Origin of the sequence: Paenibacillus phocaeensis, from assembly GCF_900021165.1 — a bacterium.
Lineage (GTDB): Bacteria > Bacillota > Bacilli > Paenibacillales > Paenibacillaceae > Fontibacillus > Fontibacillus phocaensis.
Window position 1 is genome coordinate 1 of record NZ_FCOQ01000007.1, and the last position, 13548, is coordinate 13548.

At 59.1% G+C, this 13548-nt stretch carries 11 protein-coding genes; 4 read left to right on the top strand and 7 right to left on the bottom strand.

Annotated features, from left to right (window positions below; all coding sequences use genetic code 11):
- From BN3795_RS01445 to BN3795_RS01460, 4 genes are all read right to left on the bottom strand, one after another.
- Positions 1-966, bottom strand: a 966-nt coding sequence (locus BN3795_RS01445; protein ID WP_232729824.1) for a DUF58 domain-containing protein, incomplete at its 3' end; no start/stop codon positions are given.
- Between the two features lie 3 nt (positions 967-969).
- On the bottom strand, positions 970-1947 hold the full coding sequence (locus BN3795_RS01450; RefSeq protein WP_068782979.1) for an AAA family ATPase: 978 nt from the start codon (positions 1945-1947) through the stop codon (positions 970-972).
- A gap of 72 nt (positions 1948-2019) precedes the next feature.
- Complete coding sequence (locus BN3795_RS01455; protein WP_068782980.1) at positions 2020-2358, bottom strand: thioredoxin family protein; 339 nt, start codon at positions 2356-2358, stop codon at positions 2020-2022.
- A 94-nt stretch (positions 2359-2452) separates the two neighbouring features.
- Positions 2453-2875, bottom strand: a complete 423-nt coding sequence (locus tag BN3795_RS01460; protein WP_068782981.1) for a VOC family protein — start codon at positions 2873-2875, stop codon at positions 2453-2455.
- A gap of 203 nt (positions 2876-3078) precedes the next feature.
- On the opposite strand from BN3795_RS01460, the gene BN3795_RS01465 reads away from it, so the two are divergent.
- Positions 3079-4035, top strand: a complete 957-nt coding sequence (locus BN3795_RS01465) for a helix-turn-helix transcriptional regulator (protein WP_068782982.1) — start codon at positions 3079-3081, stop codon at positions 4033-4035.
- 4 nt (positions 4036-4039) lie between these two features.
- Here BN3795_RS01465 and BN3795_RS01470 read toward each other — a convergent pair whose 3' ends face one another.
- Together BN3795_RS01470 and BN3795_RS01475 are read right to left on the bottom strand one after the other, a co-directional pair.
- Entirely contained in the window at positions 4040-5965 is a 1926-nt protein-coding gene (locus BN3795_RS01470; protein ID WP_068782983.1) for a beta-N-acetylhexosaminidase, read from the bottom strand.
- Positions 5966-6008: 43 nt separating this feature from the next.
- Entirely contained in the window at positions 6009-6869 is an 861-nt protein-coding gene (locus BN3795_RS01475) for a helix-turn-helix domain-containing protein (RefSeq protein WP_068782984.1), read from the bottom strand.
- A 142-nt stretch (positions 6870-7011) separates the two neighbouring features.
- Between BN3795_RS01475 and BN3795_RS01480 the strand changes: the two genes are divergently transcribed.
- The 3 genes from BN3795_RS01480 to BN3795_RS01490 all read left to right on the top strand — a co-directional run bounded on the left by BN3795_RS01480 (position 7012) and on the right by BN3795_RS01490 (position 10257).
- Positions 7012-8070, top strand: coding sequence for a Gfo/Idh/MocA family protein (locus tag BN3795_RS01480; RefSeq protein ID WP_068782985.1), 1059 nt, complete (start codon positions 7012-7014; stop codon positions 8068-8070).
- A 28-nt stretch (positions 8071-8098) separates the two neighbouring features.
- On the top strand, positions 8099-8977 hold the full coding sequence (locus tag BN3795_RS01485; protein ID WP_068782986.1) for a sugar phosphate isomerase/epimerase family protein: 879 nt from the start codon (positions 8099-8101) through the stop codon (positions 8975-8977).
- Positions 8978-9399: 422 nt separating this feature from the next.
- Positions 9400-10257: a sugar phosphate isomerase/epimerase family protein gene (locus BN3795_RS01490; protein WP_068782987.1), complete on the top strand. Its 858-nt coding sequence runs from the start codon at positions 9400-9402 to the stop codon at positions 10255-10257.
- Positions 10258-10770: 513 nt separating this feature from the next.
- Here the strand turns inward: BN3795_RS01490 and BN3795_RS01495 are convergent.
- A complete protein-coding gene (locus BN3795_RS01495) occupies positions 10771-13506 on the bottom strand; it encodes an alpha-mannosidase (RefSeq protein WP_068782988.1) in 2736 nt (911 codons plus the stop codon).
- Between the last annotated feature and the right edge of the window lie 42 nt (positions 13507-13548).

Consider the following 13548-nt stretch of genomic DNA (forward strand, 5'->3'; position numbering starts at 1 on the left):
CCCCGCCTCCAGCTCGAGCTCCAGCAAACGAATCATAGAGGCGGTTTTGTCCAGCACCATTCGAGCCAGGGTCTCCAGCAGTAAGGTGAACTGGTCGGAAGAAGCATCCGGCTCCATCCGGATGGGCTCCCTTGGCCCGTCCGCCAACCGGGCGTTGCAGGCAAACCCCGCCGCCAACCCGCTGCGCAGCGCATGTTCGGCGACGGTCGCTGCATATTGGATCCCGAGCTCGATGCGCTCCGGCTCGACGACCGTCTTCCACATCGAATCGCTGGTCTCCAGGTTCAGGCAGATCATCAGCCGGTGGTCGGCCGTATAATCCCGCTTATGGACCTGCAGCTCCCCGGTACGAGCCGTTGCTTTCCAGTTGATGTTGCCGAGCGGATCGCCGGGTCGGTATTCGCGGATGCCTGCCGTCAGGAACGGATCCTCTACGATCCAGCGCCGAACGGCCAGCTCGCCCAGCCAGCTGTGATTCGGCAGCGGCAGTTCCTGCAGCTCCAGAATCCGCGGGTATACCAGCAGCTCGAGATCCAGGGGGAACCGTTTGACCTCGGTATTCATCCCGAGCGGGTCGCCCGTCGTCATCGTAGCGGATTCCAGCCGGTATTGCCCCCTGCGCGAGCAGACCACCTGGTGGCGTCGGGTAATTTGCCGGTACGACCGCAAGTAAAACAAGCTGCTGTGGTTCTGATAAATCTCCCCGGCGTGGATATTCAAATTGCTCTGCAGCCCGAACGTCAGGCCGGCGGCGATGCTCGACTCCAGCCGCAGCCACGGCAGCGGCAGTAGCTTGGCGTTGGCGATGACCTCGACCATTTCGACGGTATCGCCTTCATACACCGCCCGTTCGGTGAAATAACGCTGATAGCGAATTCCCTTCAACGCCCGCCAACGGTAAACTATCGCCAGCGTCACGAGGATCAGCACCGTGCTGACAATGAGCCATGGCAACTGCATCGACATCGGTTAGTCCCCCTGCTTCCCCTTCGCAGACAGCACCGTCTCCGCCGGCACCTCCACCTGCTCGAGCACCTGGCGGACCACCTCCGCGCCCGGCTGTTCTGCACCGCGCAACCCATGGCGCAGGAGCAGCCGATGCGCCAGCACCGGTGCGGCCACCGCCTTGATGTCGTCCGGCGTTACGTAATCGCGGCCGCGAACCAGCGCATACCCCTGCGAGGCGCGAAGCAGGCTCATGCTCGCCCGCGGGCTCGCCCCCAGCTTCACCTCCGGATGCTTGCGGGTCGCCTCGGTCATCGCTACGATATAGGCGAGCAGGTCCTCCTCCACGCGGACGGACTGCGCGAACCGCTGCGCTTCCGCCACTTCCGCGGCAGAGGCGGCCGGCCCCAGCTCAGCCAGCGGCTGGCGTTCCTTAAAGCGCCGAAGAATGGACACGCCCTCGCCGGACGTCGGGTATCCCATGGCGATCCGCATCAGGAAGCGGTCCAATTGCGCCTCCGGCAGCGGGAACGTCCCCTGTTGATCGACGGGATTTTGCGTGGCCATGACCAAAAACGGCGTCTCGAGCTCATGCGTCACCCCGTCGATCGTTACCTGCCGCTCCTCCATGCACTCCAGCAGGCTGGACTGCGTCCGCGGCGTCGCCCGGTTAATCTCGTCGGCGAGCAGCACGTGGGTGAACACCGGTCCGGAACGGAATTCGAATTCGCCGGTCTTTTGATTATAGAAGTTAATGCCGCTGAGGTCCGACGGCAGCAGGTCCGGCGTGAACTGGATACGTTTAAAATCGCCGCCAAGCGACTTGGCCAGCGCTTTGGCCAGCAGTGTTTTCCCCGTACCCGGCACGTCCTCCAGCAACACATGCCCGTTCCCGAGCAAGGCGGCGAGCAGCAGATCGACCACTTCCTCCTTCCCCACCACCACCTCGCCGATATTGCGGCGGATTCGCCCGATGATCTCTGTCGCTTCCCGCAGTTCCATAGATAAAACCACCTTCATCGCAAATTTATGAGTCCCATGTTACCGCTTTCCATTTGCTATTGGCGAAAGCGATCAGGCCCGAAGCCATTCGCTTAAGTCCACCACCGACCGCATCGCGTATTCCTGCCGGACCGGCTCACCGTCTTGCAGCACAATCAGGCAAGGAACGCTGGCGATCTGCCACCGCTCCCGCAGCTTCGGGGTGTAATTGATATTCAACTTGGATACCGGAATGCAGGGGCCGGATGCCAGGACGATCTCCAGCATTTTCTCCGCCAATTGGCAAGTCCCGCAGAGCGCGGTTACGAAAAATAAAGCCTCCCTGCCGCTTGTCTTCTCCGCATGCGCGGTCTCCACCTTCTTCTCCGTTTGCGTCAGCCATTCCTGCTCGGTGATTTCACGCAGGGGCATAGGCCTCCACCTCCTTGTTCGTACTCCTCCCCCTATCATAGCATAGGAAAACGGCCCTTTCGCCAAAAAGCGAAAAGGCCGCAGGGATTCCGGCTTACGCCGGGCGTTTGGTGAACACGTAGAAGGTGACGCCAAACTTGTCGGTGATGATGCCGTACGCCGGGCTGAAAAAAATCGGCTGCAGCGGCAGGTGTACTTTCCCCCCTTGCTTCAGGGCGTCGAACAGCCGCTGCGCATGCTCCGTCGTGTCCACCGTGAGGCACACAGTCACCTGGTTGCCGATGCTGTGCGGGTCGCCTGGCAACTTGTCCGATACGTACATCTCGGCGTCTCCCAGCTTCAGTACCGAGTGGTTGATGCGTTTTTGCATCTCTTCGCTCATCGACTCCTTGGGCTCCGGCATTTCGCCGAAGGTCTGCTTGAAGACCACCTTCGCCTCCAGCGCTTGTTCATAGAAAGCGATCGCCTCCGCCGCTTCTCCATTCATCGCAATTAACGGGCTTGCTAATAAAATCATCCTTGATCCGCTCCTTTAAATTCGATCCGGCGGCAGGCGCGCAGGCCATCTAATGACGTGCGGCCATACGTCCTTCTTGGCTGCCTTCCTGCACGCTGCTGCGCCGGTCCAAGTCCATTCGCTGGACTTTGTAGTCAGTGTAGCTCATAATAGTGACAACTATTGTCATAAATATAAAAATTCATGAACGGAGCTTCAAAGTCATGTCCAAATCGAAACGGCTCATGGAGCTGATGATGACCGTCAACCGTAAACGGAAGTTTACCGTCAAGGAGTTGGCCGAGGAGTTCGGCGTCTCCTCCCGCACGATTCTCCGAGACTTGCAGGAGCTCAGCGAGCTTGGAGTTCCCTTGTATTCCGAGGTGGGGCCGCATGGCGGCTACCAGGTGCTGAACGAGCGCGTGCTTCCTCCCATCGCCTTTACCGAGGAAGAGGCGGTGTCGATTTTCTTCGCCAGCCACGCTTTGCGCCACTACGAGTTCCTCCCGTTCGAGACGGAAGCCTCCTCGGCGCTGGGCAAGTTCTATCACTATATGTCCGGCGACGTGCGAGACCGCATCGATCAAATGAAAAACCGGGTCGATTTCGTCACCCCGTCGCGGCAATCGGCGTTTCCTTATCTAGGCCTGCTGCTGGAAGGGGCCATTCGGCAGCAAGTCCTTCGCATCCACTACGAATCGCGCCGCGGCGTCACTACCTGCCGCCACATCCAGCCGGTCGGCATCTTCGCCAGCGGCGGCTTATGGTATTGCCCCGCCTACTGCTTCGAGCGCCGCGATTTCCGCCTGTTCCGCTGCGACCGCATCGCCGCAGCCGAGACAGTTCAAGGGCTCGATGCTCCGGAGCCGCTTGACCTGCGCCATGTGCACCTTGGCAACTGGGAGGAGCACCGCAGCCGCAAGTCGGCGCTGCTGAACTGCGCAGTCGAGCTCACCCGGCTGGGCGTCGAGGCTTGCGAAAGCCAGCTTATCCATCGCCTGCAACTGCAGGTTCGCGAGGATGGTTCCGGCCGGCTGGAAGGCACGATCCCGGCTAGCGAGCTTCCGTACCTGGCGGCTTTCTTCATCGGGCTCGGCCAGAACGCCACCGTTCTTGAGCCGCCGGAGCTGTTGGGCTCGATCAAGCAGACGTTGAACGAGCTGCTGGAGAAGTATTCGTAGGCGATTACATCGACAGCGAACCCGCCGTCGCGATCTGGTGGTACAAGCCGTTCACGTCGAGCTTGCCGAAGACGTTGTTCTGGTTGAACTCCAACCGCTCCGCCTCCAGCTCTTCCAACTGCGAGACGCGGCCGTTCACATAATCCAGCAGACGGTCGCGGGCCGATGCAGCGCGGCTCAGCACTCCGCCATAGCGGATGTCGAGCACTTCCCAGCCGAACGGCTTGTACGTTCCGAGCCACAGTTCCCGGTGCGCCACCCGCAGCTCCTCGACCCGGCGGCGCAGCTCGGGCAGCGTCTCGTCGGCGATCCGCCGCAGCCCGTCCCGGTCTCCGGCGTCGTACAAGCGCTTGATCGTCACGCCCAGCGTTGACTTCATGGACAGCGCGGCGGCAAGCTTTTCGTAGAAGGCAAACATCGCGATAAACGGCTCCGTCCATCCGCTTCCTTCCCCTTCAAGGTAACCCCGCCATTTCTCGGCGAGCCCGACATAATAGTCCGGCAGCGTCCCTTCCATGCCATCCACATGCTTGTCGAACAGGCCGATCAGCGGGTCTTGCCAGAGCAGGAACTTCGACGGATTTGCCCCGTAATAGTTCCCTTCGTGGACCTCCGGCACCTCGTCCATCCCCTTCAGCGCCTCCAGCGGCCCGAACAAATCGAGCCCTGTGCAGGCGGCCAGCCGCTTCTGCAGATGCTCATCCGTCACCTCGCCGTCATGGTACCCATACTCCGCAAACAGCTGCAGCCCCGGCAGAATCACGAAGTGATTCGCCTCGTTCCCGTTATCGCCCCAGGCGGTGGCAAAAACCTCCCGCAGTCCGCTCCGCTTCGCCGCCCGCAGCGCCGGGTGCATGGACGACCAGGTTTTGCCGTGGTTTGGGGCCATCAGGTTCCACATATGGACGCCCCCCGCAAAGATCGGCTCCGACCCGAGCAGCCGGTGCTTGTCAAACACCTCTTTGTACGCGTCCTCGTCCGTCCCCCAGTAGTTCCAGTAGACGAACCGGAGGCCGTCCGGGATCTTCGCCATATTTTCCGCGGAAAAATCCGCTTCCATGTTGTATAACCCGCCCTGCACGTCGTTCGACAGCAGGTTGAAATACATGTCGCTCCAGATCATCGGTTCCAGCCCCAGCTTCCCGGTGATCTCCATAACCCTCCCGACATGCTCGTTCATCACCTCGAACCGGTCGCGGAAGCCGTTGTCCCGCAAATAGCGGCCCAGTCCGACCTGGAACGCCTCGTCCATGCCGATATGGATGCGCTTCGACCGGAACGGCGCGGCGGCTGCCCGAATCGTTTGCTCCAGGAATTCGTAGGTGGCCGGCGTACCCGGCAGCACGATGTCGGGATGGTCCCGCAGCGGCTCGGCATAGAGCCATTTCAGCGCATGAAACAAATGTCCCAGCGTTTGAATGCACGGGATCATCTCAATCCCAAACAACGCGGCGTAATCGTCGCACTCCCGCAGTTCCTCCGCCGTGTACCGCCCCCGCATATAGCCGAAGTAGGGCAGTTCCGGCACCTCATACGTATCCTCGGTATACATCATCAGGCCGTTCAACCCCATGACCGCCATATACCGCAGCATCTGCTTAATCGCGTCCACCCGCATCACCGCATTGCGAGACGCATCCAGCATCGCCCCATTGTAATCGAAGCTCGGACGTTCCGTGAGATCAAACGCCTCCGACGTTTTGGCCCGCTCCACCAACAACCCCAGCGCACGGAAAAAATGAATCTTCTCCACATACTCAATCCGGCCTTTTCCGCCGCCAAGCAACACCCGCAATTGCCCGGCATCCTGCGGCAACCGCACGACTTCTACCACCAGTCCCGCCGGGTCTGTCCGGAATCCGAGCTGAGCCTCCAACTCTTTTACGCCATGAACCAATTCCTCTTCCATTCCTTGAAAATAAAGCTTCATCCCGTGAACCTCCTCTATTGTGTAAACCCCTGCGCCCAGACCTTTATTGTCCGCCCCGGCTCCGATAGCTCCGCGGCGAATAGCCGGTGATTCGCTTGAACACGCGCGAAAAATAAAACGTATCCTGATACCCCAGCGCCTCGCCGATTTCCTTGACGCTTTTTTCCGTGTTGAGCAGGACGTTTTTGGCTTCGGCCGCCTTCAGCCGGTGAATGAATTCATTCAGCGGATAACCCGAATATTCGTGCACAATCCGCCGCAGCGTTGACACCGAAATATGATGCCTTGCCGCCAGCTCCTCCGGCTCCGGGTTCGCGTACAGCGAAGCGGAGATGTCCTCGATCACCTTCAGCACGAACCGCCCCCGGTTCCCGGCCTCCGCCTGATCCGCCTGCGACACCAGCTCGTACAGGAAAGACTCCAGCATCAGCGAAGCCCGGTCCAGATTGCTCGGCACACCGCTGTCGATCAACATGAACATCAGCTCCATCCGGTTAATCATGGAGTCGTCGATCGTCGCCTTCTTGACTTGATCGGGGTGCTGCAACCAGCTCCCGAGCCACTCCTCAACCCGGGCTCCCTCCACTGTGAAGTAATATTCGTCCCAGTGCCCTTCCGTGTGCGGACCGTAATGAAACGTTTCGCCCGGGAACAAGCAAAACCACGAGCCGGCCGCAACCTCCTGCCGGTCTGCGCTGCCGGCCTGGTAATACCCGCTCCCGCCCGTGATCACCACAAACGCCCAGTACCGGAATTTCGCATCGGCGCGCTGCATCGTGCGCCCGGGCAGATGACCGGCGTTAACGACAGCCAACGATTGGATTTTGCGCCGGCTGGCATCCACTGCGGGGTTGAACAGTCGGATCGGCTCAGGACTGATCATATAATCCAGATATTTTGTCATCCTGAACATTCTCCCTTGAAAGTACCTGTGCTAAATTAGGGGTGCCTAAACATAACTTTGAATAAATAAAACATATCCTAGCGAATGAATGCTCTCATTGTAGCAAACTCGTGCGGAGAACGAAAGGGTGCACATACGAAAAATGAGTGAACTGAACATCGGTCTGATCGGCAGCGGTTCGATTTCCGGGTCCCATCTTCAGGCTTACCGCGCCAACCCGCGAACCAAGCTGTGGGCGATCTGCGACATTAATGAAGAACGGGCCCGCAACATGGCGGGCAAATACGATATCCCCCACGTTTACACGGATTATCGTGACCTGTTAGCGAACCCGGAAGTTCAGGCGGTCAGCGTCTGCACCTGGAACAACTCCCATGCCGCAATCAGCATTGACGCCCTGGAAGCGGGGAAACAAGTCCTCTGCGAAAAACCGCTCTGCATCACCGTAGACGAAGCGCTGCAGATGCAGCAGGCGGTCGAACGGACCGGCAACCTGCTGCAGGTCGGTTACGTGCGCAGGCATGCCTCCAACATCGCAGTACTTAAGAAATTCATCGACGCCGGCGACCTTGGCGAGATCTATTTCGCCAAGGCGAGCCTGATCCGGCGGCTTGGCAATCCCGGCGGCTGGTTTGCCGACAAGGCGCGCTCCGGCGGCGGTCCGCTGATCGACATCGGCGTGCACGTCATCGACCTCTGCTGGTACCTGATGGGCCGGCCGAAGGTGAAGTCCGTGAGCGGCAACATCTACGCGAGACTGGGCAACCGATCGAATATCGAGAACTACACCTTTTATCAAGCGGCAGACTACGACGCTTCTTTCAACACGGTCGAAGATATGGCCAACGCCCTGATCCGTTTCGAGAACGGCGCTTCGTTGATGGTCGACGTCAGCTTCTCCCTCCATGCCAAGCAAAATTCGGCGTTGGTCAACATTTATGGCGACAAGGGCGGCGCCGAAATTGAACCGGCGTTGTCGATCGTGACCGAGCGCCATAACACCATCCTGAACATCGATCCGCAAATCAGTTCGCCGGGGTTCGACTTTCAAGGCGGCTTCCAGAACGAAATCGATCATTTCGTCGCCAGTTGCCTGGACGGCGTTCCGCCAATCAGTCCGGTGGAGGACGGCGTGGAAATGATCAAAATCCTGAACGCGATTTACGAATCGGCCGCGGAAGGCCGGGAAATTCATTTCTAAATTTGAAGCCCAAGGAGGCGCGAACGGAATGAAGCTGAACAACAAAATCGGAATTATCGTCGACAGCTTTGGCGTAGGCGTTAAGGAAGGCTTGAAGAAGGCGAAGGCAGCCGGAGCCGAAGGCGTACAGATTTATGCCGTTTCCGGCGAGATGGATCCGGCGGTGCTGACAGGTTCCAAGCGCAAGGAACTTCGCGATTACATCGACAGCCTGGGGCTGGAGATCTCCGCCCTGTGCGGAGACCTCGCCGGCCACGGGTTCCAGGACGCCGAAGCCAATCCGGCCAAAATCGAAAAGTCGAAGCGAATTCTCGACCTGGCGGTTGAGCTGGGCACGAACGTGGTAACGACGCATATCGGCATCGTACCGGAGGATACGAACGGTCCGATTTATGCGGCCATGCAGCAGGCGTGCGAAGAGCTGGGCGTGTATGCCAAGAGCCTGAACGCTTATTTTGCCATCGAGACCGGACCTGAACCCGCCGCCCATCTCAAAAGCTTCCTGGACACCCTCAGCACCAACGGCGTCTCCGTCAATTTCGACCCGGCCAACATGGTCATGGTCACGGGGGATGACCCAGTCCAAGGCGTTAAGACGCTTCGGGATTATATCGTCCATACGCATGTCAAAGACGGCATTCGTCGCCGCCCGATCGATCCGCGGGACGTGTACGGCTTCCTCGGCTACGAGGCGATGAGCCACGAGAAAATCGCCGATATGGCCGCCTCCGGCGCGGGCTTCGAGGAAGTGCCGCTCGGCGCGGGCAGCGTCGACTTCCCGGCCTATTTCGACGCCCTGCAGGAAATCGGCTATACGGGCTACCTGACGATCGAGCGTGAAGTCGGCGACAACCCGGAGGAGGATATCCGCCAGGCGGTTGGCTTTATCCGTTCGTTCCGGGGATAGGTCCACTCTCAAGGGAGCCGTGCGGGACGCCCGACTATGGAAGCAGGCCGGTTCCAAGTGAAGTGAGGACCGGTTGTGCGGATTGCGGATTGGGCTTTGCGAATACTCTACCTTCGCCTCCCAGAGCACAACCACCCTACGAGTTGCGTCGGATCACACATTGAACGGTGTCCGCCAGAGATCGATTGATCTCTTCCATCGGACGTAACGGACTCCGATGACCTTATTTGATTATTCCCCGGCGATTTCCCGCCGTAACGGACTCCAGCGACCTTATTAGGCTTTAGTTTTAGTATTTTAACTCCCCCTATCCGAAATAAGGTCTCCTCGGTCCGTTAACTAAGCGAATTGCTCTTATACCGGCAAATAACGTTTCTGGAGTCCGTTAGCCAGGAACTACCACAAAAGGAGATGGGCCTTACATGAAACTGGGAGTCAGTTCTTATAGTCTCTATCAAGCGATGCAAGCCGGATCGATGACCCTGCTTGAGGTCATCGATTGGGTTGCCGACATCGGCGGCGAGCATATTGAAATCGTGCCGCTGGGGTTTAACTTTAACGACGATCCGGCTCTCATCGAGCAAATCCGCGAGCGCGCGGCCCAGGTTGGAATCGCTGTATCCAACTACGCGATCGGCGCCAATTTCGCCGTGGATTCGGAGGAGGCTTACGAGGCGGAGATCGCCCGCGTCAAACGCGAAGTCGACCACGCCCATGCGCTCGGCGTCAAGCTGATGCGGCACGATGTCGCCTCCCGGCCGGATACCTCGATCATCCGGTTCCAGGAGGACCTGCCGCAGATCGCGGACGCCTGCCGGCAGATCGCCGATTACGCGGCACAGTACGGGATCACGACCAGCCTGGAGAACCACGGCTACTACGTGCAGGCCAGCGACCGGGTGCAGGCGGTGATCCATGCCGTCAATCGGCCAAACTACAAGACGACGCTCGACGTCGGCAACTTCGTTTGCGTCGACGAGAACCCCGTCGTTGCCGTGAAGAAGAACATCGGCTACGCCTCGATGGTTCACATCAAAGATTTCTATATCCGGCCCGAAGGCCGCGACCCCGGCGCCGGCTGGTTCCGCAGCGCAGGCGGCCAGTATCTGCGCGGCGCCATCGCCGGCCAGGGCGATCTCGACCTGTGGGAGATCCTGCGCATTGTGAAGGCGTCCGGCTACGACGGTTACCTCTCCATCGAATACGAAGGCATGGAGGACTGCCGCCAAGGCACCCGCATCGCCTTCGACAACGTGCGCCGCATCTGGAACGAGATCTAACTCAACTCAAATCAAATCCATCTCTAATTCTCTAATGAGGTATATTTCGGTATACCTCATTTATGTATCAGTTGTATCGGTTGTATCGGTTGTCGGCTGGGACATCCCTTGCTGTCCGGGAGCTTTGCACGATTATCCCCTTGATTCAGGTGGAGTCAGCAGCATGCAATGCAGATTTCTACCTCAGAGCTCTACCTCAGAGCTCTACCTCTGAGCTCTAATCCCCCCTCCTCCTAGCCCTAGCCCCCCCCTCTTCTTCCTTCCCCCTCCTCTCCTCATCCTGAGCAAACGGGATAATCACGCAAAGGGGGCTCCAATAGACTAACTGTCCGGGAGTTTTTACACGACGATTATCCCCTTGAGACAGGTGAAGTCAGGTTCCTGAGCAAAAGGGATGATCGTGCAAAGAGCTCTCAAAGACCAAACAAAAAGGTTATCCCGCCCATTACAAGTAATGGCAGGATAACCTTCAATCCTTTTTTCCCGGTTCGGGTTCAGCAGGGGTTCCCCGATTTAACGGCGAATCCCGATCGTCACGATCTCGCAGGGGCCGGCCGGCAGCGACAGGCAACCTGCCGCGTTCTTGGCTAGTGGCGGCGCGTTTTCCTCGAGAATCGTTGTTTTATAGAAATGCGCATACGGAATGTTCAAGCTGAGCGTCAGCTCCGAAGGCTGCTTGCTCATGTTGTACCAACGCATCAGCAGATCGCCGGTCGCTTCATTCATTTTGAGCGAGGAGAACGCCAGCTCCTGGCCTTCCCATTGGAATAGCGCGTACGCCGGGGACAGCGGTCCCTCATGCATTTCCGTTTGGCTGACCGTCCACGGAATCTGGAACTGGTAGGCCTCCGTAAATGCGCCGGATGTGATGCCGTCGCCGTGATGCGGAATCAGTTCCATCCGGGCAGTGTGTACGCCCAGGCATTGCGCCTCCGGCGTCGGGAACAGGCCCCAGTCGCCGAGCTCGCCCACAGAGCGAAGCAGCGTAACCGCGATCGTGTTCCTTCCGTCGCGCAGCACTTCGTATTCGTTCAAGCCGAGGTTGGCCACGGTCAAGCCAGCCCCCTCGCCGCTGACGTCCACGAACGCTTGCTGGTGTTGGGTGTTGCTTGGATTTTCCCATTCCGGTGCCGGTTCGATGCTGCGTTCCGCGATTTCAAACATCGAGTCCACCTGATGCATCGATGCGTTCAGATCGGTTGGGAACAACGCGCGGATACGATGATCCTTCGCCGTGTTATCGATCGTCGTTTCCATATGAACGCCCTTGCCGGCGGCTTCCAGCGAAATCACCGTGCGAAGCTTCAGCGTTGTCAGCCTACTGCTGCGCTGCGCTTTGCGGTGCGGATAATACACCAGCTCACGCATTTCCTCGTCCAGCTTCTCGTCGGCGGACGCCGGAATCTCCCAATCATGACATATCTCCACCGAAGCGCGGTATGGAGCGTCCTCCAGCACACGGATTTGCGCCGCCAACCCTTTCGTGGTCAACGCTTTCTCGCCCTCCGGCTGTTTGTACATATATTCGTTGCCGATATCGCCGGTATTCTCATACACGCCCAGATCACGGTACACTTGACCGGTCGCTTTGTCGGTCATCACAAAGGAGCCGTCTTCCGCAATTTCCACCTTCAGGTTCGCATTCTCCATGACCCGGCGGCCGGTGAACAACGAAGTCGGCTTAGAAGCAGCCGCTGCCGAGGTCCGGCGTACCCACGCGTAAGTGCGCAGACCCAGCGCGGCCACATCCGCCGCCTGGAACGTCAGCTTCACGCGGCGGCACATGTACGGCTGGCGGAACTTGTCGTCCGGCAAGTCGTAGCCGAACAGCAGCCCGAGGTCCTCCACCGTGCAAGGCACCGTGTTCCCCTGCTCGTCGACGAGCTCGCGGCCCGACAGGTCCACCGCCTTCATACGGCGGCCGGTCTCCTCGAGGCCAAGGCCGTCGCGCAAATACAAGCGGGCGGCGTCCAGCTCGATGGACACCGTGCCCGTGCGGCTCCAGCCGGTCGTGTTGAACACGACCAGCGGCAACGGGTCTTCGCCATACCCGGCGAAGACGGAGGTGTTCACCGCATCTGCGATCACTCGCTTGCTGTCGTCGATGAGCGCCTCGGCAACGTGGCGGCTCTTCGCGAAGCGGGTGACCATCTCACGGTGAACCTCGTCTACGCTGCATCCGCAAATGCTGTCATGCGGATGGTTCTGCATCAAGGTTTTCCACGCATAGGTAAACAGGTGATGCGGGTAATCCTTCCCGAGCAGGTTCGCCATCGAGGCGAGCGGCTCGGCGACTTTTTCCAGCAAGGCCTGGCCTTCCTGGTTCATCTGCTTCAGATACACGCGCGCGGAGGCCGTGTTCACCAGCGTCCCCCAGCCATCGGTGCGTTGGCTGCGCAGCTCGCCCTTCACCGTGGACAGCTCGCGGCCTTCCAGTGCAGTCTCCAGCTCGTTCAAATAGTCCGGGAAGTTCGAATGAACGAACTTCGTGTCCGGGTACAGCTTCTCGGCTGTACGAATCGCTTCCGGCAAGTCCAACTGCAACGGCTGGTGGTCGCAGCCGTTCATGAACAACAGCTCGCCGGTAGCTGCGTATTTCTCCGCATCGGCCAGCTTGCGATCCCAGAACGCTTTTGCTTCCGCTTCGTCCACCGGCACTTCATTGCCGTTGGAATACCAGTTGGCGAACAGGATACCCAGCACTTTGGAGCCGTCCGGACCTTCCCAGATGAGCTCCGAGAAGGAGGACTCGTACCCGCCGTCGGATACGGTATTGTTGAAGCCGGTCGGCTTGACGCCGCGGCCAAAAAAGGCGTTCCCGATGCCGGATTGCTGCATCAGCTGCGGGATTTGCCCGACCAGGCCGAAGGTATCGGGGAAATAGCCGATTTTCGCCGGAGCGCCGTATTTCTTCGCGTCCTGATGACCGATTTGCATGTTGCGGACATTCGCTTCCCCGCTCGTCAGGAACGCATCCTGCAGAATGTACCAAGGCCCGATCAGGATACGGCCTTCGCGGATGTATTTTTCCAGGCGATCCTTGTTCTCCGGCCGCACCTGCAGGTAGTCCTCCAGAATGATCGTTTGACCGTCGAGGTAAAAGCTGCGGAACGCCGAATCGCCGTCCAGTTTGTCCAGCAGCGCGTCCACCAGCTCAACCAGGCGAACGTGATGCTTCTCGTATGGCAAATACCATTCCCGGTCCCAGTGCGTATGGGATATGATATGGGCCGTTCTCTGCTTGCTCATTTGTCTAAGCCCCCCACTTTCTCCGCGGTTTGTCATCCTCAA